The following is a 25,411-nucleotide window of genomic DNA, read 5'->3' on the forward strand; positions in this document are numbered from 1 at the left end:
TCAGCGCGCTCGCTCGAGCGCGTCGGCGGCACGCGCCACGGCGGTCTCCGGGTTGATCAGCAGCGGCGCGACCTCGGCGGCGCGGTCACGCACGGCAGGCATGAGCACCTCGCCGAGCGCTGCCCGGAGCCGGTCGCGGTCCAGACGGGCCGCCTTGACCGAGGTGCCGACGCCGAGCTCACTGAGCAGGCGACCCCAGACGGGCTGGTCGGCGGAGTACCAGCCGACCACGCTCGGGATCCCCGCGCGCAGCACCGCCGCGGTGGTTCCGGCCCCACCGTGGTGGACCGCGGCGACGCACCGCGGCAGCACCGCTGCGTGGTCGACGGCGCCTACGAGACGTACGTGGTCGGGGACGTCGACCGCGAAGGAGTTCCAGCCGCTGCTGATCAGCGCGCGCAGGCCGAGGTCCTCGGTCGCGGCCGCGACGTCGGCGACCAGGCGGGCCGGGTCGGCCACCGGCATCGAGCCGAACCCGACGTAGACCGGCGGATAACCCGCGGCGAGCCAGTCGCCCAGGTCGTCCGCGACGGCGGTCTCGCCCAGCCGAAGCCGATCGGCCTCGGCCAGCGCCAGGAAGCCGGCGAACGGACTCTGGATGCCCCACTCCCGCGGCAGACCTGGGACGAGCAGCGGGTCGTACGCCTGCACCTCCACCGCACCGCGGTCGCGGAGCCGGGTCTGCAGCCGGGTACGGGCCGGGGACAGCCCGAGAGCGACGCGCTGGGCATTCTCGGCCTCGCGGGTCAGCTCCCAGCGCATCCGGATGCCGACGTCCCAGGCCCGCTCCTGGACGGCCTCGGGTCCGGGCACAACCTTTCACCGACCGGTTCGAGCGGACCGGGAAGTAGTGCAGCGCCGCGAACCCGGCACCGATCCGCTCCGCGAGCGCCGATCCGACCTCCTGACCGAGAAGACCCGCGACGACGACGTCCGCGCTGCCTCGCTCCCCCGCCAGCCCGACCAGGTCGCGGCGGAAGCCGTCCCAGCCGTGGGCGGAGACCTCCCGCACCGCCCGGACCCGGGTGCGAGGATTGGCCGAGCGCATCTCCTCGCGCACCAGGCTCGAGGAGAGCAGCGCACCGCTGTCAGGGCCGACAGCGTGCGGGTCCAGCCCCAGCCTCGCGGCCAGCGCGACCAGGTTGGGCGCGACCCCGACAGTGACCTCGTGGCCGCGACGGCGCAGCTCGAGGGCCACGGCGAGCGCCGGCTGGACGTCGCCGCGACTGCCCATCAACCCGAAGACGAACCGCATCACTTCTAGAATCCCCCACCGTTAGGACCCAGACCGCATGCCCGAGCCTGTGATGCTGCCCTCACTGCCACCCGCGAGCCCTGGCGCCCGCCCGGCACCGTTCGCTCCCGAGCGCACCAACCGGCTGACGTACGACGACGAGGTCTTCCTCCGCGCAGCGACCGTGATCGGCGTCCCGGTCGTCGGCCAGACCGCCTGGCGGTTCCCCACCGAGATCCCGGTCCAGGCGGTCCAGGACGTGGTCGACGAGCTGGCCAAGGGCCCGCTCAACCGCCTCGTCGTACGCCCCAAGGTGACCGGCGCCCGCTCCCGCTGGGTGCCGGCGACGACCGCCGAGCCGGTCCGCCTGCACCCCGACCGGATCAAGCCGGACCAGGTGATGGCCTGGCTCGACACCACCACCGACGAGGTGCCGTTCGACCCGGTGAAGGGCCCGCTGTGGGCGTTCTTCATGGCCTACACCACCGACGGTGGCACGGTCGTGACGTACAACGCCTCCCACATCGTCTGCGACGGCGGGATGAAGCTCGGTGCCCTGATCGCAGCCGTACGCCGCCAGCCCCTGCCCCGGCTCCCCTTCGACGACCCCACGGCGGCCGAGGTCACCCGCAAGGACGACTGGCGCGACGCCCGCACGATGGCGCGCGCCGCCGCCCGCGGTCTCCGGGCGGCCCGGAAGGCCGGAAAGCTCCCGGTGCTGGAGGCCCAGTCCTCCGAGAAGCGGCCGCTGCCCGCCCCGCAGCCCGACGACGACGTCGTCCACGAGGTCGCCTTCGCCGGCGCCGACTGTCCCGTCGAGGAGTGGAACGCAGCCGTCGAGCGGGCCGGCGGCACCTCCAACACGCTGCAGGTCGCGATCTCCGTCGAGGTGCTGCTCGAGGCCGGGATCGTACGCCCCGGCGAGCCGGTCAAGATGTCGCTGCCCGTCTCGATGCGCGGCGAGGGCGACCTTCGCTCCAACGCCACCTCGGGCGTCTCGATCGCGGTCGACACCGAGCTGCGCGACGGCGTCGGCCGGGTCACCGACCTCGCCCACATCCGGGAGCGGTCGAAGAAGGAGTTCTCCGCGCTCTTCAAGGGCACCCGCCCCGACCCGATCGCCCACATCGCGCCGCTGGCCCAGATGATCCCGGACAAGGTCGCCAAGCCGCTGCTCAAGGGCGTCGTCACGCCGCTCGGTCTCGCCTCCAACCTGGGCCGGCCGGACCCAGACTTCGTGGCGCCGTTCGGTGTGGCCGCCGAGTCGATCGTCTTCCGCGGCCTGGCGCTCGGCGCGACCCGCGGCGAGCTGCGTCGGATGCGGGGCGGGGTGACGTCGTGGTGGTGCGAGGTCGGCGACATCTGCAACTTCGGCATCCGCGCGCTCGATCCCGACGCGGTCCCCGACTCCGAGCGGCTGAAGGAGATCGTCACCACCGTCTACGCACGCTGGGGCCTGGTGCCGACCTTCTGGTGATCCGGCACAGCCTGGTGAGAGGATGCGGTCATGACGATCGACGTACTCGGTGAGCCCTACACCGTGGAGACCATCGAGCTCGCGGACGACTTCGAGGGCACGGTCGTGGCCACGCTGGTCAAGCGGCCCGCCGACGGCGACGCCAAGGGCGCCGTCCTCTACGTCCACGGTTTCTCCGACTACTTCTTCCAGAAGGAGTACGCCGAGTGGTGGACCGCCCGCGGCTACGACTTCTACGGCCTCGACCTGCGCAAGTACGGTCGCTCGCTGCGTGAGCACCAGTCGGGGACGTACGTCGGTGACCTGGTCGAGTACTTCGACGAGATCGACGCCGCCTGGGAGCGGATCACCGAGCGCGACGGCCACTCGCACATCATGCTCAGCGCCCACTCCACCGGTGGGCTGACGGTCTCGCTGTGGGCCGACGACCGCCAGCCGGACGCGCTGGCCGGGATGGTGCTCAACTCGCCGTGGCTCGACCTGCAGGGATCGTTCCTGCTGCGCGAGGTCGCCTCGCCCGTGGTGCGCCGGGTCGGTCACCGGGCCCCGATGCGCGAGCTCGGCCGGGACGTGAACGGCTTCTACACCATGTCGCTCCACGTCGAGCACGACGGCGAGTGGGAGTTCGACCTCGGCCTCAAGCCGGTCGGCTCTTACCCGATCCGGCTCGGCTGGCTCAAGGCGATCCGCGACGGCCACTCCAAGCTCCACCGTGGCCTGAACGTGAAGGCTCCGGTGCTGGTGCTCTCCTCCGACCGCTCCAGCAAGCCGAGGGCGATGGGCGAGCTCGTCCACTCGACCGACATCGTCCTCGACGTGCGCCAGATCCGCCGCTGGTCGACCGCCATCGGCAGCCACGTCACTTACATCGCGGTCCCCGGGGCGAAGCACGACGTGATCCTGTCTCGCCCCGAGGTCCGCAAGCAGGCCTACGCCGAGATCGAGCGGTGGCTGGCGGCGTACGGCGTCTGATCCCGATCAGTCGAGGGTCGTCTTCGGGCCCTTGAACCACCTGCGGGCGGAGAGCCTCCACCACAGGCCGAGGACGACCAGCGAGCCGACCGTGAGGATCGGCGCGTAGTTGACCGACGCCCAGGAGAAGTCGTCGCTGGTGATCCAGCCGGACGGGACGAACGGCAGGACGAAGTAGACCGAGATGATCGCGATCTCGGCGACGGCGACCAGGTTGAGCCACTTGTAGTGCCGGCCGAGGGTCCACTGCCCGGTCTCGAAGGAGTCCCCGGCCCGCCAGCGCAGGAAGATCGGGATCGCGAAGGCGAGGTAGAGGCCGATCACCGCGACCGAGGTGATCGCGTAGAAGGCCAGCGGGATGCCGCCGACGCCCCACAGCGCGGGGAGCGTGATGACGGCGCCGACGACCGCCACCAGGAGCACCGCGTTCACCGGCACCTTCCTGGTCGGGCTGACCTTCGCCCACAGCGAGGAGCCGGGCACCGCGCCGTCGCGGGCGAAGGCGTACGTCATCCGGGAGGCGCTGGTGAGACAGGCGGTCGCGCAGAAGAGCTGGCCGGCGGTGGAGATCAGCAGCACCACGAAGTGCCAGGAGTCGGGCAGCGCCTGACTGAAGATCACATCGACCGCGCCACCGCCCGCGCTCACGCCCTCGGGGTCCTGCACCGCGAAGAGGAAGGCCAGCAGCAGGACGTAGCCGCCGACCGCGGAGTAGAAGATCGAGCGCCAGATGCCCTTCGCGGCGCCGTCGGCGGCGCCCTGGGTCTCCTCGGAGAGGTGGGCGGAGGCGTCGAAGCCGGTGATCGTGTACTGCGTCAGCAGGAACCCGAGCGGGAGCACCAGGAACCAGTACTTCGCGTCGGCGTAGCCGGAGTTGTTGATCCGCTCGGTGAAGACGAAGGCGAAGCTCTGGTGGTCGTCCGGGACGATGACCAGCACCAGGACCACGATCGCGGCGCCGGCGACGTGCCACCACACCGAGATGTTGTTGATGACGGCCAGCAGGTGGCTGGAGTAGATGTTGGCGAGCGCGGCCAGCGCCAGGATGACCAGGAAGATCAGATAGACACGTCCCAAGGAGTAGTCCGCGGCCCAGTTCTCGCTCAGCTTGGAGAGGGTGAGGTCGAGGAAGGTGGCGGCGCCGTACGCGACGCTCGCGGTCACCGCGAGCAGCCCGATCAGGTTGAGCCAGCCGGTGAAGAAGCCGGCCGCCGGGCCGCCGAGCTTGGCCGCCCACCAGTAGATGCCACCCGAGGTCGGGTACGCCGAGACCAGCTCGGACATGGTGAAACCGATGATCAGGATGAGGCCTGCGATGATCGGCCAGCCCCACGAGATGGCCACCGGTCCGCCGTTGTTCCAGGCCTGGCCGAACGTGGTGAAGCACCCGGCCAGGATCGAGATGATCGAGAACGAGATAGCGAAGTTCGAGAACCCCGACCAGGTGCGCGACAGCTCCTGCTTGTAGCCGAGACGGGCGAGATGTGCTTCGTCGTCGAGCTGGGTCGGCTCGACGGTTTCAGGTGCCTCGGACATGGCACGCCTCCGGATTTCGTGGGGGTGGGTGTGCCTGAGGCTAGAAACGGTCCGTGGCGGTCGTGGTCGCGCCAGGTAACGGCGCTGTGAAAGATCCGTCCTTGAGTGCCACCCCGGTCGCGCCGAGCGCCCGGGCCCCGGCGACCAGGCTCGCGATGGTGCGCGCAGCGGTCGCATGGTCCAAGCCGTGGGGTGGGCGGATGTTGGAGACGCAGTTGCGGGCCGAGTCGAGGACGCCCGGCCGCGGGTCCCAGGTGAGGTAGGCGCCCAGCGAGTCGCTGGAGGAGAGCCCCGGCCGCTCCCCGATCAGCACCAGGACCAGCCGCGCGCCCAGCGCTTGGCCGATGTGGTCGCCCAGCGCCACCCGGGCCTGGGTCGCGACCACCGGCGCGGCGAGAGTCGTGGCGCTGTCGAGGAGCGGGACCAGGTGCTCCAGGAGCGGCACCGCATGCTTCGCCACCGCCTCGGCGGAGAGACCGTCTGCGACGACGACCGCGAGCTCCGCCTCGCCCGGCCCGAGCTCCAGGTCGGCGCCGGGCACCCGGCCGAGGTCTGGCCGGGTCAGGTAGGTGGACCGGTCCGGTGCTGCGGAGGCGACCACCTGAGGCGTACCCAGTCCGAGGCCGTCGAGTGCCTCGACGAGGGCGTCGACGTCGAGCGGGAGATGGACCGCGTCCCGAGCGGCGGCGTGGGCGGCTCCGAAGGAGAGGACCTCGGCGGTCGGGATGGCGTTGCCGGCCCGGCCGAGACCGATCCGCGCCGGCGTGGCCCTTCGCAGCGGCTCCCAGAACTCGCTCATCGGGCCAGCTCCTTCAGGACCGTGGCGGCAGGGTCGATGTCGCGTACGGAACCGTCCGGATCGAGCAGGCCTGCCGCGGCCAGCCATTCCTCGAGCTCCGGCGCGGGGCGTTTGCCGAGGACCTGACGGGCGTACAGGGCGTCGTGGAAGGAGGTCGACTGATAGCCGAGCATGACGTCGTCGGCGCCCGGGACGGCCATGACGTACGTGCACCCGGCGACGCCGAGCAGGGTGAGCAGGTTGTCCATGTCGTCGGAGTCGGCCTCGGCATGGTTGGTGTAGCAGACGTCGACGCCCATCGGCACGCCCAGCAGCTTGCCGCAGAAGTGGTCCTCGAGCCCGGCGCGGATGATCTGCTTGCCGTCGTAGAGGTACTCGGGGCCGATGAAGCCGACCACCGTGTTGACCAGGAACGGCTTGAACGCCCGCGCCACCCCGTACGCCCTGGCCTCCAGCGTCTGCTGGTCGACCGGCCTGCCGCCGCTGCCGACGTGGGCACCGGTGGAGAGCGCCGAGCCCTGGCCGGTCTCGAAGTACATCACCTCGTTCCCCACGGTGCCGCGCTCCAACGACCGGGCCGCCTCGTCGGCCTCCGCCAGCATCGCCAGGGTCACCCCGAAGCCCTCATTGGCACCCTGGGTGCCGCCGATCGACTGGAACGGCAGGTCGACCGGCAGCCCCGCCTCGATGAGGTCGATCGTGGTGGTGACGTGGGTCAGGACGCAGCTCTGCGTCGGGATCTCGTAGCGAAGGCGTACGTCATCGATGAGCCGGAGCAGGTCGGCGACCGTACGCGGATTGTCGGAGGCCGGGTTGATGCCGATCAGCGCGTCCCCGGAGCCCAGGAGCAGGCCGTCCAGGATCGAGGTCGCGATGGCGGCCGGGTCGTCGGTGGGATGGTTGGGCTGCAGCCGGGTCGCCAGCCGTCCCCGCAGGCCCATCGTCGTACGGAAGCCGGTCACCACCTCGGTGGCCGCGGCCACCGCGATCAGGTCCTGGTTGCGCATGATCTTGGAGACCGCCGCCACCATCTCTGGGGTCAGACCCGGCGCGACGGCGGTCAGTGCGGCGGTGTCGCGACGCGCGGCGGCGTCGAGCAGCCACTCCCGGAGGGCCCCCACCGTCAAGCCGCTGACCTGCGCGAACGCGTCGTTGTCGTGGGTCTCCAGGATCAGCCGGGTGACGTCGTCGAACTCGGCCGGAACCACCTGCTCCTCGAGGAAGACGCTCAGCGGCAGGTCGGCGAGCACCATCCGCGCCGCGACCCGCTCGGTGTCGGACCGCGCGGCGCATCCGGCCAGGACATCGCCGGAGCGCAGCGGCGTCGCCCGCGCCAGCACCTCCACCAGACCGTCGAACTCGAAGCCGTGCCCGTGGAGACTCTGCCGGTATCGCATGAGATCAACGGTAGAGCCGCATTATTTCCACGGCGTGAGGCTCAGCCGCCAGTGCAGCACGGCGGACCACAGCGACAGAACAACACACGAACCAGCCAGACACAGTCGATCCAGAACTCGTTTTCAATCGGCTGGCGCGCCACCCCGGTGAACATAAGGCAAAGACAGTGCGCGTTAGGGTGCTGTGGTCCCGAACCCAACCGGAAGGACAACAGTGTGACTTCTGAAAAGAAGACAGACAGTCCAAAATCCGAACATCACAACCCCTCTGGCCTCATCAAGTCCCCGACCGGAGAGGTCGTTCCCCACCCCGCGCTGGACCTGCCGATCTCGAGCGAACAGGACCAACGCAAGGGAATCGACTGGGTCGTCTTCGGCGTCGCGGCGGCCATCGCCATCGCGTTCATGGCCTGGGGCTTCATCAACACCGACGGCATGAGCAAGGTCGCCGGCGACGCCCTCGCGTGGGTGCTGGACAAGGCCGGCTGGTTCTTCGTCCTGACCGCCAGCGGCTTCGTCATCTACATCATCTGGCTCGCCGTCAGTAAGTACGGCAACATCCCCTTGGGCCGTGACGACGAGAAGCCGGAGTTCAAGACGGCTTCCTGGGTCGCGATGATGTTCAGCGCCGGTATGGGCATCGGTCTGATGTTCTACGGCGTCAGCGAGCCGATCTCGCACTTCGTCACCCCGCCGCCGGGCACCGGCGAGGCGGGCAACCCCGAAGCCATCCAGCACGCGATGGCGACCACGATGTTCCACTGGACGCTGCACCCGTGGGCGATCTACGCGGTCGTGGGTCTGGCGATCGGCTACGGCGCCTACCGCAAGGGCCGCGTCAGCCTGATCTCCTCGGCCTTCACGCCACTGCTCGGCAAGAAGACCGTCGAGGGCCCAACGGGCAAGGCGATCGACATCTTCGCGATCTTCGCGACGCTGTTCGGCTCTGCCACCTCGCTCGGCACGGGCGCGATCCAGATCGAGAGCGGCCTCCAGATCGTGGCCGGGCTCGGCGAGGTCGGCAACAACGTCCTCATCGGGATCATCGCGATCCTGACGGTCTGCTTCGTGATCTCCGCGGTCTCGGGCGTCGCCAAGGGCATCCAGTGGCTCTCGAACATCAACATGGTGCTGGCGTTCATGCTGGCGCTGTTCCTGTTCGTGGTCGGTCCGACGGTCTTCATCCTCGACCTGATCCCGACCTCGCTCGGCACCTACATCGGCGACCTCGCCCAGATGTCGGCCCGCACCGGCGTCGGCGGCGAGGAGACCTCGGCATGGCTGGGTTCCTGGACCGTCTTCTACTGGGCCTGGTGGATCTCGTGGACGCCGTTCGTCGGCATGTTCATCGCGCGGATCTCGCGCGGGCGCACCATCCGGCAGTTCGTCGCCGGCGTGCTCCTCGTCCCGAGCGCCGTCAGCGTGATCTGGTTCTGCATCATGGGTGGCACCGCCATCGACCTGCAGCGTGACGGGACCGTCGACATCGCCGGTCTCGGCGGCGTCGAGTCGCAGCTGTTCACCACGCTCGACCAGTTCCCGCTGGCCACCGTGATGAGCATCCTGGTCATGGTCCTGGTGGCGATCTTCTTCGTCTCCGGTGCCGACGCGGCCTCGATCGTGATGGGCACCCTCTCCGAGCGTGGCTCGGAGGAGCCGAGCCGGCCGACGGTGGTCTTCTGGGGTGTCGCGACCGGTGTCGTGGCCATCCTGGGGCTGATCGCCGGCGGTGCGGATGCGTTGTCAGGTCTGCAGACGATCACGATCGTGGCGGCACTGCCGTTCGCGGTGATCATGGTCGGGCTGGCGGTCTCGCTGCAGCGCGACCTGGCCCGTGACCCGCTGATCGTGCGTGGTCAGTACGCCGCTGAGGCGGTCGAGCAGGCCGTCATCACCGGTGTCACCGAGCACGGCGACGACTTCGCGCTCGCGGTCGTCGAGGACGACCACAGCAACGGCAACGAGCCGGCTTCGGCCGACGGCACTGGCGCCGCCTCGGTTCCTGCCGACAAGGCCTGATCCTCGAAGTCTGAAGCTGATGGCGGGGTCCTCCGGGACCCCGCCATCAGTCGTCTGTCAGCGGGGTCCCGGAGTAGGTCTCCAGGGTGACGAACTCCTCGACCGCCTGCCTCCGCAGCTTGGTGAGCTGCTTGACCGGCTTGCCCAGCGGAACGACCGCGGCGACGGCGTAGCCCTCAGGCGCCCCGAGCAGCTCGAGGAGCGCCGGCTCCTCGGCGACCACCATCGTGGTGATCACCCCACCGAAGCCCTCGTTGCGAGCGGCGAGGAGCGTGTTCCACACCAGCGGATAGACGGACGCGCCGGAGACGACACCCACCCGGTCCAGCTCGGAGTCGATGGAGGCGACCGCGCCGAGATCGACGAGGAAGACGAGCACCACCGGGGCCGTACGCAGCGGCTCGGTCATCCCGCGCGGCACCCGGGTCCCGGCGATCTGCTCGTCGGTGACCGCCGTCGGGTGCACCGTGTTCCACGGCATCTCCCCCGCCTTCTGCTGCGCCATGTATCTCCGGGCACCCGTGGCGGTCAGCTCGACCAGACGCTCGCGGGTCTCCTGGCTGCGTACGACCACGACGTGGCCGCCCTGCCGGTTGCCCCCGGAGGGCGCGAACCGGGCGTTGTCGAGGATCCTGGCGAGGATCTCGTCGGGCAGCGGGTCGTCGGTGAAGTCGCGTACGGCATGGGTGGTCCGCATCGCCTCGTAGAGCTCCATGGCTCTATCCCAGCAGACTCAGCTCACGAGGCTCAGCCCATGAGAAACATGACCAGCGCGGTGATGCCGACCACGACGATCACACCGCGGAGCACGTTGGGCGGCAGCCGGCGGCCGATCTTCGCGCCCAGCAGGCCACCGATCGTCGCACCGACGGCGATCAGGGCGGCGATCTGCCAGTCGACGTCGGCCACGAGGGCGAAGATGAGCCCGGAGATGCCGTTGGTGATGGCGACCAGGATGTTCTTGAGCGCGTTGAGACGCTGCAGCGACTCGGCGACCCCGATGCCGATGATCGCGATCATCAGCACGCCCTGAGCGGCACCGAAGTAGCCGCCGTAGACGCCGAGCATCGCGATCGCCGGCCAGACCCACCAGCGCTGGCTGCCGTCGTCGGGCAGGTCGCCATGCCGTTTCGCGACCCACCGGGAGATGCGCGGACCGGTGATCACCAGGACCACGCCGAGCCCGATCAGCACCGGCACGATCGCCTCGAAGGCGCCCGGCGGCAGCACCAGCAGCAGGATCCCGCCGACCGCGCCACCGATGAGCGCCGCGACCCCGAGCCGCAGGATCCTCCCGCGCTGCCCGGCGAGCTCGCGACGGTAGCCCCAGGCGCCGGCCAGCGAGCCCGGCACCAGGCCGATCGTGTTGGACACGTTGGCGACGACCGGCGGCACCCCGAAGGCCAGCAGCGTCGGGAAGGTGATCAGCGTCCCGGAACCGACGGCGGCATTGATGGTGCCCGCCCCCACCCCGGCGATCAGGATGAGGGCGGACTGGAGTGGATCCACTTAGGCGTTCGGCTCGGCAGGCGGCTGCGGAGCCTGAGGCCGGTTGGGGGCCTCTGCCTGCTTGGCCTCGGCGAGCGCCTCCTCGACGGCCGCGGCCGCGGAGGACTGCTCGAGGTCGAGCTTCGGCTCGGCCGAACCCATGTCGACGCGCTTGACCGGGCCCTCGACCTCGTCCGGGATGCCCTGGAGGCTGTTCATCGTCGAGCCGAGGCCCTCGAGGGCCTTGCCGATCTCGCTCGGGACGATCCACACCTTGTTGGCGTCGCCCTCGGCGATCTTCGGCATCATCTGGAGGTACTGGTAGGCCAGCAGCGACTGGTCGGGGCGGCCGTCGTGGATCGCCTGGAAGACGGTCTGGATGGCCTGGCCCTCACCCTGGGCACGCAGGATCGCGGCCTCACGGTCGGCCTGCGCCGCGAGGATCTGCGACTCGCGCTGGCCCTCGGCGTTGAGGATGGCGGACTGCTTGTTTCCCTCTGCGGAGAGGATCGCGGACTGGCGCTGACCCTCGGCGGTGAGGATCGCGGCGCGCTTGTCGCGGTCGGCGCGCATCTGCTTCTCCATCGCGTCCTTGATGGACATGGGCGGGTCGATCGACTTGATCTCGACGCGCTTGACCTTGATGCCCCAGCGACCGGTGGCCTCGTCGAGGACGATCGAGAGACCGGAGTTGATCTGCTCGCGGCTGGTCAGCGTCTCCTCCAGGGTCATGCCACCGACGATGTTGCGCAGGGTGGTCATGGTGAGCTGCTCGACGGCCTGGATGTAGTTGGCGATCTCGTACGTCGCCGCCACCGGGTCGTTGACCTGGAAGTAGATGACCGTGTCGATCGAGACGGTCAGGTTGTCCTCCGTGATCACCGGCTGCGGCGCGAACGCGACGACCTGCTCACGCATGTCGATCATGTAGCGCACCTTGTCGACGAACGGGATCACCGCGTTCAGGCCGGGGTCACGCTTCGACTGGAACTTGCCGAAGCGCTCCACGATGCCGACCCGCGCCTGCGGGATGATCTTGATCGTCTTGGCCAGCGTGGTGATCACCAGCACCGCCAAGATGACCAGTAGGGCCAGGATGATGCCACCCATTGCCAATCAGTCCTTGTCTATTCGTTGTACGTCAGGTTGCCCGGAAAGCTACGGAGTCCCGAGCTCCGGAAGAGGATGGACGTACGCCGTCGCTCCTCTGATCTCGAGCACCTCGACCGGCGTGCCGGCCGCGATCACGAGCGTCTCGTCATAGGGCTGAGCGGTCCAGAGCTCGCCGTCGAGCTTCAGCTGCCCAGGCTTGTGGGCGCTGATCTCGACGGGCGAGATGGCCTGGACGCCGATCAGCTTCTGCGCGCCGATCTGGATCTCCGGGCCGTTGTGGAGCCGCCTGGCCAGCCCCGGGCGTACGACCGCGAGCATGGAGACCGAGACCGCCAGCGCGACGATCGCCTGGATCACGAAGCTGTCGGTGAACGCGCCGGTCAATGCACCCGCGAAGGCGCCGGTGGCGAGCATCAGCAGGATCAGGTCGAGGCTGAAGAGCTCTCCGACGACGAGCAGCGCTCCGAGTGCCGTCCAGATCGCCCAGTCCCAGTCCTGCCAGTCCATGGGCGTCACCCTATCCAGGTGGACCACGCGTTGTGGGGAGGTTTGGGTACCGACTTCTTAACGTTCGGCCTACCGGGTGTGGCGGGCGCGGCGCTTGGCCCAGTAGCGGCCATCGCTCGCCTCGAGCTCGAGCGGCATGCCGAAGGTCTTGGAGAGGTTGGCCGAGGTCAGCGTGTCGTCGATCAGCCCCTGGGCGGTGATCCGGCCAGAGCGCATCATCAGCACATGGCTGAAGCCGGGCGGGATCTCCTCGACGTGGTGGGAGACGAGCACGGTGGCCGGGCTGTCGGGGTCGTAGGCGAGCGTCGAGAGCGTCGAGACGAGGTCTTCGCGGCCGCCGAGGTCGAGACCGGCGGCGGGCTCGTCGAGGAGCAGCATCTCGGGGTCGACCATCAGCGCACGGGCCAGCTGGACGCGCTTGCGCTCGCCCTCGGACAGGGTGCCGAACTTGCGCTCGCCGAGGTGCTTGATGCCGACCTCGATCAACAGCGCCTGCGCACGGTCGTGGTCGAGGTCGTCGTAGCGTTCACGCCAGCGCCCCACCACGCCGTAGGAGGCGCTCACCACGACGTCGCGGACGAGCTCGTGGCGCGGGATCCGATCGGCGAGCGCGGCGGAGGTGAGGCCGATGCGCGGGCGCAGCTCGAAGACGTCGATGCGGCCGATCTGCTCGCCGAGGATCTTCACGACACCCGAGGTCGGGTGGAGCTGGGCCGCGGCGGCCTGGAGCAGCGTGGTCTTGCCGGCGCCGTTGTGGCCGAGGATGACCCACCGTTCATCCTCTTCGACCACCCAGCTCACAGAGTCGAGAAGGGCGTTGCCCCCACGGCGTACGGTGACGTCGGTGAACTCCAGCACGGCTGCCATGGCGGCAAATCTATCGGCAGGGGTTGGCTCGCTCGGGGTTAGGGTAGGCCGCTGTGAGTGTCGAGGATGCGGAGCTGGATTCAGGGTCGGTGGAGACCACTCCCGAGGCGCTGCGCCTGGCCTGGTGGGTGACGGCGTGGCTGCGCGGCGAGGCGGTCACCGACCTGGTGCTCGATGCGGTGATCGGGTCCGACGCGACCCACACCGTCAGCGGGCTGGCCGATCTCGGGCTCGGTGGCGACGAGGGGGTCGCGGACACCTTCGTCAGCGGGATGGGACGGCTGCGTACGGAAGGGGCGACCTGTGTCGGCGTGGCGTTCCCGGCCGAGGGCGACCCGGTCGGGCTGGGTGGGCCCAGGGCCTTCAACTCGGCCGCGATGGAGGCTGGTGAGGCGGTGGTGTGCGACGCCGGCATCGGCCTCGTACCCGTCCGTGTCGGCGCGGTCATCGAGTGGCAGGCGTACCCGGCCCAGCGCCGTCAGCTCCCCGACGTCGGCGAGGCCGACCGGGCCCTGCGGCTCGCCCTGACCGAGTCCGCGACGGCGCTCGCCGAGCTCGATGTCGCCCGATGGCGGCCCGAGGTCGCCGACAGGCTGATGAACCTCCGCCACCGGCCCTCGCTGGCCGGCGCACCTGGGGTGCCGGCGCGGTGCGTGGAGCTCGCTGCTCGTGGCGTACAGGCCCGGGAGATCGTCGCGGTGGCGCTCGAGGACGAGGGCGGCGCCGTGTCCGCATCGGAGATGTTGCGGCGGCGAGAGGCGCTGGTCGGGCTCGACCGCGCGGCGCGCAGAGCGCTCACCGCGGCGGGATCGCCCGAGGTGTGGCCGCCGAACTGAGACGCGGGCCCCGGCTCCACTATCGTTTGCAGAGATGACCGAGGAATTCGACGCGCTCGAGCGCCGTCCCGACACCCTGCTGATCACCCTCGCCGGAAATGACCGTCCCGGGTTGACCTCGGCCACCTTGGCGACGCTCGCGTTGGCGGGGGTCGACGTGGTCGACCTGGAGCAGATCGTGCTGCGCGCGCGGCTCGTGCTCGGTCTCCTGGTGACCGCCCCTGCCGACGCGGCGAGCACCGACGCGCTCAAGCACGCGATCGAGGAGACCGCCCACGCCCTCGACATGACCGTCGAGATCGAGGAGGGCGTCGGCGACACCCCGCGCGAGCCGTCCGACCGCGCCCGGGTGACCGTGCTGGGGCTGCCGTTGAAGGCGGCCGCGCTCGCGTCCGTGACACGTACGATCGCCTCGGCCGGCGGCAACATCGACCGCATCATCCGGCTGGCCCGCTACCCGGTCACCGCCTTCGACCTGCACGTCTCCGGCGCCTCCCCAGACGAGCTGCGGGTGACGCTGGCGGCCGAGGCCGCCGCCCAGGGCGTCGACATCGCCGTGCAGCCCGCAAACCTGGTCCGCCGCGGCATGCGCCTGATCGTCATGGATGTCGACTCGACGCTGATCGACGGCGAGGTGATCGAGATGATCGCCGCCCACGCTGGCTACGAGAAGGAGGTCGCCTCGGTCACCGAGGCGGCCATGCGCGGCGAGCTCGACTTCGAGGAGTCGCTCCGGGGCCGGGTGAAGTATCTCAAGGGTGTCCCCGCGACCGCTTTGGACGAGGTGTACGCCGGGCTGCAGCTCAACCCGGGGGCGCGGACGATGGTCCGCACCCTGCGCCGCCTCGGCTACCGCTTTGCCATCGTCTCGGGCGGGTTCTCCCAGATCACCGACCGGTTGGCGGCCGACCTCGGCATCCACTACGCCCGCGCCAACGAGCTCGAGATCGTCGACGGCGTGCTCACCGGCGAGGTCGTCGGGGAGGTCGTCGACCGGGCCGGCAAGGCACGTGCGCTCCGTGAGTTCGCCGCCGAGATCGGCATCCCCGAGGCCGCCACCGTCGCCATCGGCGACGGCGCCAACGACCTCGACATGCTCGCCGCCGCCGGCCTCGGCATCGCCTACAACGCCAAGCCCGCCGTACGTTCGGCCGCCGGGACCGCCATCAACGTCCCCTACCTCGACACGATCATGTATCTCCTCGGGATCTCCCGCGAGGAGATCGAGGCCGCTGACGCCGAAGCCGGCATCGTCACCCCCGCCCCGCCCCTCATCTGAGCGCCTGCCGAGTCGGCTCGTTCTGACCGAAAACCCCGCCGAGTCGGCTCGTCTTGACGAGCCGACTCGGCGGGATTTCTCGTCAGTCTGCGCCGACTCGGCGTGAAGTCAGGCGCGGGCGACGTGGAAGGCGGTGACGGAGGCCTCGGCCTCGTCGAGCTCGGACCAGTCGCCGTCGTAGGTGAGCACCGCGACGGCAGCGGTCGGGAAGCCGAGGGCGAGCTCGTTGCCGGCCTCGTCGTCACCCTCGCCGTCGTCCAGGAGCTGCACGAGCGAGAACACGGTCGGGTTGTGACCGATCACCACGACCGTCGAGATGCCGTCATCGACCCCGCGGACGAGGTCGAGGGCGGTGGAGGTGCCGGCGGCGTACAGACCCTGGTCGTACTCGGCCAGCGTCAGGTCCCACGACGCCCCGAGCGCGACGTCTTCCCAGGTCTGGGTGGCGCGGTCGGCCGCCGAGACCAGCACGTAGTCCGGGACCACGCCCTGCTCGGCCAGCCACGCCCCCGCTGCGACCGCGTCGGCATGGCCGCGCTCGGTCAGCTGCCGCTCGTAGTCGGTGGGTGCCGACGTCTCGGCCTTGGCGTGCCGCATGATGACAAGGGTCCGCATGCGGCAACCCTATGGCCTCACGCACCCAGCGAGTGATAGCCCCCGTCGACATGAATGATCTCGCCGGTGGTCGCCGGGAAGAAGTCCGAGATCAGCGCGCAGACGGCCTTCGCGGTCGGGCCCTGGTCGGTGTTGTCCCAGCCCAGCGGCGCCCGGCTGCCCCAGCCCTCGTCGAGCTCCTCGAAGCCCGGGATCGCCTTGGCGGCGAGGGTCTTGAGCGGCCCCGCGGAGACGAGGTTGCAGCGGATCCCGTCGGGACCGAGATCACGGGCTAGGTAGCGCGAGGTCGACTCGAGCGCGGCCTTGGCGACACCCATCCAGTCGTACGCCGGCCAGGCGATAGTCGCGTCGAAGGTCAGCCCCACGATCGACGAGCCCGGAGACAGGAGCGGGCGGGTCGCCATCGCGAGCGACTTCAACGAGTAGGCGCTGACCTGGACCGCCTGGGAGACGTCCTCCCAGGGGCCGTCGAGGAACTTGCCGCCGAGGAGCGTCTCGGGGTTGCCGTACGCGATCGAGTGCACGACCCCGTCGAGCCGCTCGACACCCTCGGCACGGAGCGCGTCGGCGAGGCCGTCGAGGTGCTCCTGGTTGGTCACGTCGAGGTCGAGCACCGGCGGCTCCTCCGGGAGCCGCTTGGCGATCCGCTTGGTGATCGACAGTGCGCGTCCGAAGTTGGAGATCAGGACGCGGGCGCCCTGCTCCTGGGCGACCTTGGCCACCGCGAAACCGATCGAGGAGTCCATCGTGACCCCAGCGACGAGAACAGTCTTGCCGTCCAACAAACCCATGATCAGTGCCCCATTCCAAGTCCGCCGTCGACCGGGATCACGGCCCCGGTCACATAACCCGCATCAGCCAACCACGTCACGGCCGAGGCCACCTCGTCCGGTGACGCGTAGCGCCCCAGCGGCACCCGGTCCGTGATCGCCTTCTGCTGCTCATCGGTGAGCACCGCGGTCATCTCGGTCTCCACGAAACCAGGCGCGACCACGTTGGCGGTGATCCCCCGCGAGCCGAGCTCACGCGCGAGCGAGCGGGCCATCCCGACCAGCCCGGCCTTCGACGCCGCGTAGTTGACCTGGCCCGGGTTGCCCATCAGCCCGACGACCGAGGAGATGAAGATGATCCGCCCGCGGCGCAGCCGCAGCATGCCCTTCGAGGCACGCTTGGCGAGCCGGAAGGACGCGGTCAGGTTGGTGTCGATCACGGACGTGAAGTCCTCCTCCGACATCCGGAGCACGAGAGTGTCCTTCGTGATCCCGGCATTGGCGACGAGGACCTCGACCGGTCCGTGGGCGGCCTCGGCCGCGGCGTACGCCTCATCGACCGCGGCCGGGTCGGTGATGTCACACACCAGGTCCAGAGCCCCTTCCGGAGCCCCGCCCTTGCGGGAGGTCACGGCCACCTTGTCGCCGTTGGCCACGAAGGCCTCGGCGATCGCCCGGCCGATGCCGCGGCTTCCGCCGGTGACGAGCACCGAGCGAGGCGCCGGCGATGGACTCTGCCTTGTGGGGTTTTCACTGTCAGTCACAGGCGCGACGGTAGCGATTACTTCGGCGTACGACCAATGCCTTGGATTTGCTTGTGAGAACCCTCCAAGGTCCTTCGGAGCGCCCCTGTTGGGACCACACCATTGACCGGGTGCGATCAGCCACGACCTAGACTGGCGATATGTCCAAGGCGCAACCCATCAGGATCACCACCGCCGGCCGTAGCCGCGCCGAGGACATCGCAATGCGCCAGAAGCGCTACGCCATCTCGATGTCGATCCGTTCGCTGTGCTTCATCGGTGCCGTCATCGCTGGTCTGGCCGGCATCGGCTGGCTGTGGCCGATCCTGATCGCGGGGGCGCTGATCCTGCCCTACGTCGCGGTCGTCATGGCCAACGCGACCAACACCAAGAGCGACGAGATGAACCTGATGGACTCGCCCTACGGCCCGCGCCAGCTCTCCAGCGGACGCGAGCAGCAGCTGCGTGAGAAGGACGAGGACTGATGGGCGCGCTCGACTCCGACCTGTGCTCGGCCAAGGGCTGCCAGGACGCCGGTTCGTGGGAGCTGCAGTGGAACAATCCCAAGATCCACACGGCCGATCGGCGTAAGATCTGGCTCGCGTGCGAGACGCACAAGGAGTCGCTCAGCGACTTCCTGGGAGCGCGTGGATTCCTCAAGGACGTCGTCCCTCACTAGCCGTTCTCTCGGAGAGGTCGTGCGATGAACCCGATCCCTGTGCTCCTCGACTGCGACCCCGGCCACGACGATGCCATCGCGATCCTGCTGGCCCTGGGCAGCCCCCACATCGACCTGCTCGGCATCACCACCACTTTCGGCAACTGCCGCGTGGAGAAGGCGACCTACAACGCCCAGCGGATCCTGGCGCTGGCGAACCGACCTGATGTCCCGGTCGCCACCGGAGCCGCCGGGCCGCTGGCCGGAGAGATCCACATCGGCGACTTCATCCACGGTGCGACCGGGATCGACGGGCCCGACCTTCCCGAGCCGCTCGCTGCGCCGGTTTCGCTCGGAGCGGTCGAGTTCCTGCGTACGTCCCTCCTGGCCGCCCCGGACCCCGTCAGCGTCGTCGCCACCGGACCGATCACCAACGTCGCGGTCCTGCTGCGCGACCATCCCGAGGTCGGCCCGAAGATCGCCGAGATCGTCTTCATGGGCGGCTCGACCGAGCGCGGCAACACCACGCCGGCCGCCGAGTTCAACGCGCACGCCGACCCCGAGGCGCTCGACCTCGTCCTCACCAGCGGCCACCCGATCCGGATGGTCGGGCTCAACCTGTCCCACCAGGCACTGGCCACTCCCGAGGTCGTCGCGCGGATGCGGGCGATGGATCATCCGGTCGGCCGGGCGTGCGCCGACCTGATGGGCTTCTTCGGCGGCACCTACTCCGACGTCTTCGACTTCGCCGCTCCCCCGGTCCACGACCCCTGCACCATCGCCGCCCTCGTCGACCCCGGCCTGATCACCTGGCACAAGTCCTTCGTGGCCGCCGAGACCGATGGCCGTTGGACCCGCGGCGCCACCGTCGTCGACCTGCACGGCCGCCTCGACGAGCCACCCAACGCCCAGGTCGCGATCACCCTCGACGTCGAGGGCTACTGGGACCTCGTCCTCGACGCCCTCGACCGCGTCGGCTCCTGAAGCCGAGGCGTCACCCAGGTCGGCCGAGGCGTCACCCCCGTCGGCCGAGCCGTTACCGCGCTGCCAACTCGGCCGACGCGGGTGACGTCTCGGCTGGGGGTCAGCCGCCGATGGCGGACATCGGGCGGTCGGGCTGCAGGAAGCCGAGGTCGTCGATGCCGTGACCGGCGCGCTTGCCGGCCATGGCGGTGACCCACCGGGCGGCGAGGTCGGCGTCGGAGGCGCCGGCGCGAAGAGGCGTACGCAGGTCCGACTCGGAGCGCGCGAACAGACAGTCGCGCACCTGGCCGTCGGCGGTGAGGCGGACCCGGTCGCAGTCGCCGCAGAAGGGGCGGGTGACGGAGGCGATGATGCCGACCTTGGCCGGGCCGCCGTCGACGTGGAAGAGCTCGGCGGGGGCGCTGCCGCGGGGCTCCTCCGCCGGAGTCAGCTCGAAGGCCGCAGACAGCGCCGCGAGGGTCTCGTCGGCGGTCACCATCTTGTCGCGCGACCAGCCGTGCTGGGCGTCGAGAGGCATCTGCTCGATGAACCGCAGCTCGTAGCCACGCTCGACCGACCAGCCGAGCAGCTCGGCGGCCTGGTCGTCGTTGACTCCCCGCAGCAGGACCGCGTTGATCTTGACCGGGCCCAGGCCGGCGTCTGCCGCCGCCTCCAGCCCGGCGACCACGTCGGCCAGCCGGTCGCGGCGGGTGATCTCCGCGAAGGTCTCGGCCCGGATCGAGTCCAGCGAAACGTTGACCCGGTCGAGCCCGGCCTCGGCCAGGGCCCCGGCCATCTTGGCCAGCCCCAGCGCGTTGGTCGTGATCGAGAGCTCCGCCTCGGGAGCGACCTCGCGAGTGCGCGCAATGATCGAGACCAGCCCACGCCGCACCAGCGGCTCCCCACCGGTGAACCGCACCTCGCGGACCCCGAGCCGACCGGTGGCCACACCGATCAGCCGCACCACCTCGTCGTCGGTGAGCACCTCGTCGCCGGGCAGCCAGTCGAGCCCTTCCGCAGGCATGCAATAGGTGCACCGCAGGTTGCAGCGGTCGGTCAGAGAGACCCGCAGATCTGTCGCGACCCGGTCGAACCGGTCGACGAGCCTCTGCTGGGTCAGATCTGTCGGGGAGGTCCTCATCACACCAGTCTAGGCAGCCGCGACCCAGAACGTGAGCAACGACCGCATGCCAGTTAGTCTCATACGGTGAGTTCGTTCCGTTTCCTGCTCAGCCGTCGCTGGGCCGGTTTCACGGTGTTCGTCCTGATCCTGGCCTACGGGACCTGGTGGCTGGGCCAGTGGCAGTTCGACCGTCTCGAGGACCGCAAGGCCAGCAACCAGATCGTCCGCGCCAATGAGGACGCCGAGCCCGCGCCCGTCTCCGACGTACTCGCCCCGGGCGAGAAGGTCGCTGAGAAGGACGAGTGGCGGCGGGTGTCCGCGACCGGGATGTACGCGGTCGACGACACGATCATCTGGCGCTACCGCACCCCCGACGACGCGAAGGGTGTCGACATCGTCGTCCCGCTGGTGCTCGCCGACGGCAACGCGGTGCTCGTCGATCGCGGCTGGCTCCAGACCGAGTCGCAGGACCAGTTCGAGGACCTCCCGGCGCCGCCCTCGGGTGAGGTCACGATCACCGGCTGGGTACGCGCCGACGGCACCGGCGACTCCACCGACGTCGCCCGGGTCGACGGCTACCACGCCACCCGCGCGCTCTCCTCGGCCCAGGTCGCCAAGGTGGTCGACGAGCCGCTCCTGACCGGCTGGCTCCACCTCGACACCGAGTCCCCGGAGCCGGCCACCCAGCTGCGCCAGGCCGACCTTCCCGAGCTCGACAACGGCCCCCACTTCTTCTACGGGCTGCAGTGGTGGTTCTTCGGGGTCCTGGCCATCGCCGGGTTCTTCTACCTGATGTACGACGAGCGGCGCACCCAGCACCAGGACGCCCCTGCACCAGCCGATGACACCGCCGACGGCGATGAGCCGGCCGATGAGCGCAGCCGCAAGAAGGCCGCCAAGCTCGCCCAGAAGCAGGCCGTGAAGGCGGCCTACCAGGCTGCGTACGAGAAGGACCGCAGCGGGAAGAGCTGACCGCCTACCGGCGGAACTGCGTCTCGTAGAGCTCCGCGTAGAGCCCGCCGGCGGCGAGCAGCGACTCGTGGGTGCCCGACTCCACGACCCGTCCGTCCTCGACGACGAGGATGCGGTCGGCGGCGCGGATGGTGGAGAGCCGGTGGGCGATGACGATGGAGGTACGTCCCTCCAGCGCGGCGTCCAGAGCGGTCTGCACGGCGGCCTCGGACTCGGAGTCGAGGTGGGCGGTGGCCTCGTCGAGCACGACGATGTGGGGCGCCTTCAGCAGCAGGCGGGCGATCGCGAGCCGCTGGCGCTCGCCACCGGAGAGCCGGTAGCCGCGGTCGCCGACGACGGTGTCGAGACCGTCCGGGAGGGCCTTGATGACGCCCGCGACCTGAGCCGCCTCGAGGGCGGCCCAGATGTCGTCGTCGGAGGCGCCGGGGCGGGCGTAGAGCAGGTTTCCGCGCACCGTGTCGTGGAACATGTGGGCGTCCTGGGTCACGTAGCCGACCGCGGCCTCGAGCGACTCCAGGGTCACGTCGCGTACGTCGAGGCCGCCGACCTCGACCGACCCGGTGCGTACGTCGTAGAGCCGTGCGATCAGGTGGGTGATCGTCGACTTCCCGGCACCGGAGGGTCCGACCAGAGCGACCATCTCCCCCGGCTCGGCCACGAAGTCGATGTCGGTCAGCACCTCTCGCACCTCTCGGCTCTCCGGGCGCGCGATGGTCTCGAGGGAGGCGAGAGAGACCTCGTCGGCACGCGGGTAGGTGAAGGCGACATGGCGGAACCGCACAGACGCGGCGTCGGCCGGCACCTCGACCGCGTCCGGCTTCTCCTTGATCAGCGAAGGCAGGTCGAGGACCTCGAAGACGCGGTCGAAGCTGACCAGCGCGGTCATCACGTCGATGCGTACGTTGGAGAGCGCCTGTAGCGGCCCCAGCAGCCTCACTAGCAACAGACCGAGCGCGGTCAGGGTGCCGAGCGTGACGTCGCCGTTGATCACCATCCAGCCGCCGACGCCGTAGACCAGCGCGGTCGCCAGCGCCGGGACGACCTGCATGGTCGCCCCGAACAGGCGAGTCAGCAGCGCGATGCGGATCCCCAGGCGGCGTACGACATCCGCGCGCTGGGCGAAGGCGACGTCCTCCTCCTCGCGGCGGCCGAAGAGCTTGAGCAGCAGGGCCCCGCCGACGTTGAACCGCTCGGTCATCGTGGTCGCCAGCGCCGCGTTGCCGTCCATCTGCTCTCGGGTCAGGCCGGCCAGCCGGCGCCCGACCCAGCGCGAGGTCAGGAACAGGATCGGGAACAGCGCGACGCACATCAGCGTCACCTGCCACGACAGCACCAGCATCGCCGCGCCGACCACGACCAGCGAGATCAGGTTGGAGACGCTGTTGGAGAGTGTCGAGGTGAAGGCCCGCTGCGCGCCGAGCACGTCGGTGTTCAGGCGGCTCACCAGTGCGCCTGTCTGCGCCCGGGTGAAGAAGGCCAGCGACTGGCGTTGGACATGGCCGAAGACCTGGGTGCGCAGGTCGAAGATGAGTCCCTCGCCGATGCGGGTCGAGAGCCATCCCGAGACGATCCCGAATCCCATGTCGACCACGGCGACCACCGCCATCGCCGCGGCCAGCCAGACCACCAGCGAGACGTTCTGCTCGAGCACACCGTCGTCGATGAGGCGCTGGGTCAGCAGCGGGGTCACCACCACGAGCGCGGCGTCGAAGACCGTGAACACCAGGAACGCGCTGATCAGGGCCCGGTGAGGCCCGGCGTACGAGATGACGCGCTTCAGCGTGCCCTTCGGCAACCCGCGCTGGAGAACCGTCCGGTCGGCGCGCAGGTTGCGCATGATTCCGCCGCCGCCCATCGCCCCGCCGCTAGCACCGAAGCCTGGACCCATTTGTGACACCCCGTCACTTTAGTCGCCCGGCCCCATTCGGCCGCTTTGGGATGCTTCGTCGAAATATGGTCAAAATCACCTCGGGTAGGTGACCAAGCGCTCTGTTGGTGGTATGAAGTGGAGCGCGTGTGTGCGCCGGTCTCCGGGGGCTGGATCAGGATTCATCCAGACTGCCCTGAACCCGCGGGTTCATGCCCTGACTGTTCACCCCCACACCAGGTGCCCTGACATGACCCGACCACTCCTGGCCCGACTCCACCGAGCCGGTCCATGGTTCTGCAGTACCGCGATCCTCCTCTTCGTCGCGCTCTCCCCCGTCATCTTCGTCACCGCCTCCGGTGACCAGTGGTTCTGGCGCTGGATCGTCGCCGGCGTACCCGTCGTCGCCCTCACCCTGTGGCTCACCGCGATGGCCTACGACCCCGCCCCCGCGCAGGCCCCTGCCGAAGCGTCACCCCCGTCGGTCGAGGCGTCAGGCGCGCAGGCCGAAGCGTCAGGTACGTCGGCCGACGCGTCACCGGATGACACCTCGACCGACGCGAGTGACGCTTCGACCGACGTACCTGACGTCTCGGCCGACGTACCTGACGTCTCGGCCGACGTACCTGACGTCTCGGCAGGGAGGGGTGGGGATGCCGGGATGCGGGTGGCGGTGTTGTCGCTGTCTCGCAAGGTGCAGGCGTCGGCGCACCGGATCCAGGAGGAGTCGACGCGGATGGTGGCCAAGTTCCCGGCCGAGCCGGACGTGCTCGAGGCGGGGATGCGGGTCGACCACGCGGCGGCGCAGCAGGCGCGGCTGGCACAGAGCATCGCCACGCTGTGCGGGGAGCAGCCGGGGCAGCACTGGCGTGACCCGCTCGCGATCGCCGATGTCGTACGCGGCGCGGCCGGGCGGATCACCGCCTACCGCCGCGTCCGGGTGGAGGGCGACCCGCCGATCGCGGTCCAGGGTGCCTACGTCGAGCCGCTGATCCACCTCGTCGCCGAACTCCTCGCCAACGCGACCCAGTCCTCGCCGCCGGCGACGGAGGTGCTGGTCACGATCCGTTCCGTACGCCGCGGGGCGGCCCTCGAGATCGACGACGCGGGCGTCGGCATGGACGAGACCAACCTGGCCTGGATGCGTGAGATCGCCTCGGGCACCCGGCAGGTTCGCCTGCACGACCTCGGCGAGATCCCGCAGACCGGCCTGGCGGTGGTCGGCACCTACGTACGCCGCCACGGGTTCCGCGTCGACCTGACCGAGTCCGTCCACGGTGGCCTGCGGGTCGCCGTGCTGGTCCCCGAGGCGATGACCACGCCGTTGAGCCCGGCCGCGCTCGAGCCGGTCGCGCCGCGTACGCCGACCTCGACCCCCGTCCCCGCCGCACTTCTGACGAAGGCGCCGAAGGCACCAGCCCCGACGACCACGCCGCCGACGACGCCCGCCTGGCCCGTCTACAGCAACGCGAAAGCGCCCGATCCCGTGCCGGACCACGAGCAGCGCGAGCCGTCGCTGTTCACCTCCGACGGCCTGCCGCAGCGCCGCTCGAAGCGCGGCCAGCGCTTCGCGACCGGACAGCAGCTCGCGGCGAGCCAGCCCATCCCAGCGCGACCCGAGCCGACCGCCGAGCAGGCGGGCGCCTGGATGAGCAGCTTCCTCAGCACCCCGGCCACACCCGCGGCCGGCACGACCATCCCGCACCAGGCCGTCGACAAGGACGGCAGCACCGCCGCGGAGACCGATTCCGCACCCGAGAACCACTGGAGGAACCATGACCGATGAGAACAGCTGGATGCTGGAGCTGGTCGCGGGAGTACGCGGCGTACGTCATGTCGTGGTCCTCTCCGCCGACGGGCTCGTCCGGGTCCGCACGAGCCACACCCCGCGCGAGGAGGCCGACAAGCTGGCCGCGGCGTGCGCCGGCCTGACCTCGCTCGGCCACGGGATCAGCCGCCAGTTCGGCGCCGACGCCCACCCCCGTCAGGTGATGGTCGAGTTCAACGGCGGCTTCCTGTTCATCCGTGGCGCCGGTGACGGCTCCCGCCTCGCGGTGGTCACCGAGATGAGCATCGACCCGGCGCTGGTCGCCCAGCAGATGCAGGCGACCGTCCTGATGCTCGGCGAACGCGCGATGAGCACCCCGAGACGCTCGATCTGAGCCGATCCGAGCCG

The 25,411-nt window shown here is 69.9% G+C and carries 25 protein-coding genes and 1 pseudogene; 11 read left to right on the forward strand and 15 right to left on the reverse strand.

Annotated elements, in window-relative coordinates; all coding sequences use genetic code 11:
• Window positions 1-813 (reverse strand): glycosyltransferase, encoded by an 813-nt coding sequence (locus ABTW65_RS05470; protein ID WP_350658937.1) that lies wholly within the window; start codon window positions 811-813, stop codon window positions 1-3.
• A 166-nt stretch (window positions 814-979) separates the two neighbouring features.
• A pseudogene (locus ABTW65_RS05475) lies at window positions 980-1,255 on the reverse strand (glycosyltransferase); the annotation flags it as partial.
• Between the two features lie 37 nt (window positions 1,256-1,292).
• Between ABTW65_RS05475 and ABTW65_RS05480 the strand changes: the two are divergent.
• Together ABTW65_RS05480 and ABTW65_RS05485 are read left to right on the forward strand one after the other, a co-directional pair.
• Window positions 1,293-2,711 (forward strand): hypothetical protein, encoded by a 1,419-nt coding sequence (locus tag ABTW65_RS05480; protein WP_350658938.1) that lies wholly within the window; start codon window positions 1,293-1,295, stop codon window positions 2,709-2,711.
• 30 nt (window positions 2,712-2,741) lie between these two features.
• Window positions 2,742-3,683 (forward strand): alpha/beta hydrolase, encoded by a 942-nt coding sequence (locus tag ABTW65_RS05485; RefSeq protein ID WP_350658939.1) that lies wholly within the window; start codon window positions 2,742-2,744, stop codon window positions 3,681-3,683.
• A gap of 6 nt (window positions 3,684-3,689) precedes the next feature.
• Here the strand turns inward: ABTW65_RS05485 and ABTW65_RS05490 are convergent, their stop codons facing one another.
• From ABTW65_RS05490 to ABTW65_RS05500, 3 genes are read right to left on the reverse strand one after another with little or no spacing between them, the layout of a single operon-like run.
• Complete coding sequence (locus ABTW65_RS05490) at window positions 3,690-5,219, reverse strand: amino acid permease (RefSeq protein WP_350658940.1); 1,530 nt, start codon at window positions 5,217-5,219, stop codon at window positions 3,690-3,692.
• 40 nt (window positions 5,220-5,259) lie between these two features.
• Window positions 5,260-6,018: an ethanolamine ammonia-lyase subunit EutC gene (gene eutC, locus ABTW65_RS05495; RefSeq protein ID WP_350658941.1), complete on the reverse strand. Its 759-nt coding sequence runs from the start codon at window positions 6,016-6,018 to the stop codon at window positions 5,260-5,262.
• Complete coding sequence (locus tag ABTW65_RS05500) at window positions 6,015-7,415, reverse strand: ethanolamine ammonia-lyase subunit EutB (RefSeq protein ID WP_350658942.1); 1,401 nt, start codon at window positions 7,413-7,415, stop codon at window positions 6,015-6,017. Before ABTW65_RS05500 ends, eutC begins: the two co-directional genes overlap by 4 nt.
• A gap of 216 nt (window positions 7,416-7,631) precedes the next feature.
• Between ABTW65_RS05500 and ABTW65_RS05505 the strand changes: the two genes are divergently transcribed.
• Window positions 7,632-9,434, forward strand: coding sequence for a BCCT family transporter (locus tag ABTW65_RS05505; protein ID WP_350658943.1), 1,803 nt, complete (start codon window positions 7,632-7,634; stop codon window positions 9,432-9,434).
• Window positions 9,435-9,480: 46 nt separating this feature from the next.
• Here ABTW65_RS05505 and ABTW65_RS05510 read toward each other — a convergent pair whose 3' ends face one another.
• The 5 genes from ABTW65_RS05510 to ABTW65_RS05530 all read right to left on the reverse strand — a co-directional run bounded on the left by ABTW65_RS05510 (window position 9,481) and on the right by ABTW65_RS05530 (window position 13,409).
• Window positions 9,481-10,149, reverse strand: a complete 669-nt coding sequence (locus ABTW65_RS05510) for a nitroreductase family protein (protein ID WP_350658944.1) — start codon at window positions 10,147-10,149, stop codon at window positions 9,481-9,483.
• A gap of 32 nt (window positions 10,150-10,181) precedes the next feature.
• Window positions 10,182-10,943 carry a sulfite exporter TauE/SafE family protein gene (locus ABTW65_RS05515; protein ID WP_350658945.1) on the reverse strand — a complete coding sequence of 254 codons (762 nt, stop codon included), beginning with the start codon at window positions 10,941-10,943 and terminating at the stop codon, window positions 10,182-10,184.
• Window positions 10,944-12,032: an SPFH domain-containing protein gene (locus tag ABTW65_RS05520; RefSeq protein WP_350658946.1), complete on the reverse strand. Its 1,089-nt coding sequence runs from the start codon at window positions 12,030-12,032 to the stop codon at window positions 10,944-10,946.
• A gap of 48 nt (window positions 12,033-12,080) precedes the next feature.
• Complete coding sequence (locus tag ABTW65_RS05525; protein WP_350658947.1) at window positions 12,081-12,542, reverse strand: NfeD family protein; 462 nt, start codon at window positions 12,540-12,542, stop codon at window positions 12,081-12,083.
• Window positions 12,543-12,611: 69 nt separating this feature from the next.
• On the reverse strand, window positions 12,612-13,409 hold the full coding sequence (locus ABTW65_RS05530; RefSeq protein ID WP_350658948.1) for an ABC transporter ATP-binding protein: 798 nt from the start codon (window positions 13,407-13,409) through the stop codon (window positions 12,612-12,614).
• A gap of 53 nt (window positions 13,410-13,462) precedes the next feature.
• Here ABTW65_RS05530 and ABTW65_RS05535 point away from each other — a divergent pair, with 53 nt between their 5' ends.
• Window positions 13,463-14,245 (forward strand): Rv1486c family protein, encoded by a 783-nt coding sequence (locus tag ABTW65_RS05535; RefSeq protein ID WP_350658949.1) that lies wholly within the window; start codon window positions 13,463-13,465, stop codon window positions 14,243-14,245.
• Between the two features lie 34 nt (window positions 14,246-14,279).
• Window positions 14,280-15,524: a phosphoserine phosphatase SerB gene (serB, locus tag ABTW65_RS05540; protein ID WP_141805032.1), complete on the forward strand. Its 1,245-nt coding sequence runs from the start codon at window positions 14,280-14,282 to the stop codon at window positions 15,522-15,524.
• A 108-nt stretch (window positions 15,525-15,632) separates the two neighbouring features.
• On the opposite strand, the gene ABTW65_RS05545 is transcribed toward serB, so the two are convergent.
• From ABTW65_RS05545 to fabG, 3 genes are read right to left on the reverse strand one after another with little or no spacing between them, the layout of a single operon-like run.
• Complete coding sequence (locus ABTW65_RS05545; RefSeq protein WP_350658950.1) at window positions 15,633-16,139, reverse strand: SixA phosphatase family protein; 507 nt, start codon at window positions 16,137-16,139, stop codon at window positions 15,633-15,635.
• Window positions 16,140-16,156: 17 nt separating this feature from the next.
• Window positions 16,157-16,930, reverse strand: coding sequence for an enoyl-ACP reductase FabI (gene fabI / locus ABTW65_RS05550; protein ID WP_350658951.1), 774 nt, complete (start codon window positions 16,928-16,930; stop codon window positions 16,157-16,159).
• A 2-nt stretch (window positions 16,931-16,932) separates the two neighbouring features.
• A complete protein-coding gene (gene fabG / locus ABTW65_RS05555) occupies window positions 16,933-17,673 on the reverse strand; it encodes a 3-oxoacyl-ACP reductase FabG (RefSeq protein ID WP_350658952.1) in 741 nt (246 codons plus the stop codon).
• 140 nt (window positions 17,674-17,813) lie between these two features.
• Here fabG and ABTW65_RS05560 point away from each other — a divergent pair, with 140 nt between their 5' ends.
• From ABTW65_RS05560 to ABTW65_RS05570, 3 genes are read left to right on the forward strand one after another with little or no spacing between them, the layout of a single operon-like run.
• A complete protein-coding gene (locus tag ABTW65_RS05560) occupies window positions 17,814-18,137 on the forward strand; it encodes a DUF3099 domain-containing protein (RefSeq protein WP_350658953.1) in 324 nt (107 codons plus the stop codon).
• Window positions 18,137-18,331, forward strand: a complete 195-nt coding sequence (locus tag ABTW65_RS05565; RefSeq protein WP_141805036.1) for an acetone carboxylase — start codon at window positions 18,137-18,139, stop codon at window positions 18,329-18,331. Before ABTW65_RS05560 ends, ABTW65_RS05565 begins: the two co-directional genes overlap by 1 nt.
• 24 nt (window positions 18,332-18,355) lie before the next feature.
• Window positions 18,356-19,294: a nucleoside hydrolase gene (locus ABTW65_RS05570; protein ID WP_350658954.1), complete on the forward strand. Its 939-nt coding sequence runs from the start codon at window positions 18,356-18,358 to the stop codon at window positions 19,292-19,294.
• Between the two features lie 100 nt (window positions 19,295-19,394).
• Here the strand turns inward: ABTW65_RS05570 and moaA are convergent, their stop codons facing one another.
• Window positions 19,395-20,414, reverse strand: a complete 1,020-nt coding sequence (gene moaA / locus ABTW65_RS05575; protein ID WP_350658955.1) for a GTP 3',8-cyclase MoaA — start codon at window positions 20,412-20,414, stop codon at window positions 19,395-19,397.
• Between the two features lie 66 nt (window positions 20,415-20,480).
• Here moaA and ABTW65_RS05580 point away from each other — a divergent pair, with 66 nt between their 5' ends.
• A complete protein-coding gene (locus tag ABTW65_RS05580) occupies window positions 20,481-21,368 on the forward strand; it encodes an SURF1 family cytochrome oxidase biogenesis protein (RefSeq protein ID WP_350658956.1) in 888 nt (295 codons plus the stop codon).
• Between the two features lie 4 nt (window positions 21,369-21,372).
• Here the strand turns inward: ABTW65_RS05580 and ABTW65_RS05585 are convergent, their stop codons facing one another.
• Entirely contained in the window at window positions 21,373-23,256 is a 1,884-nt protein-coding gene (locus ABTW65_RS05585) for an ABC transporter ATP-binding protein (RefSeq protein ID WP_350659270.1), read from the reverse strand.
• 229 nt (window positions 23,257-23,485) lie between these two features.
• Between ABTW65_RS05585 and ABTW65_RS05590 the strand changes: the two genes are divergently transcribed.
• Both ABTW65_RS05590 and ABTW65_RS05595 read left to right on the forward strand, forming a co-directional pair.
• Window positions 23,486-25,021 (forward strand): ATP-binding protein, encoded by a 1,536-nt coding sequence (locus tag ABTW65_RS05590; RefSeq protein ID WP_350658957.1) that lies wholly within the window; start codon window positions 23,486-23,488, stop codon window positions 25,019-25,021.
• Window positions 25,011-25,397, forward strand: a complete 387-nt coding sequence (locus ABTW65_RS05595; RefSeq protein WP_160022665.1) for a roadblock/LC7 domain-containing protein — start codon at window positions 25,011-25,013, stop codon at window positions 25,395-25,397. The genes ABTW65_RS05590 and ABTW65_RS05595 overlap by 11 nt, the downstream gene beginning before the upstream one ends.
• Window positions 25,398-25,411 lie beyond the last annotated feature (14 nt).

The organism is Nocardioides sp. NPDC127503 (assembly GCF_040302165.1).
Taxonomy (GTDB): domain Bacteria; phylum Actinomycetota; class Actinomycetes; order Propionibacteriales; family Nocardioidaceae; genus Nocardioides.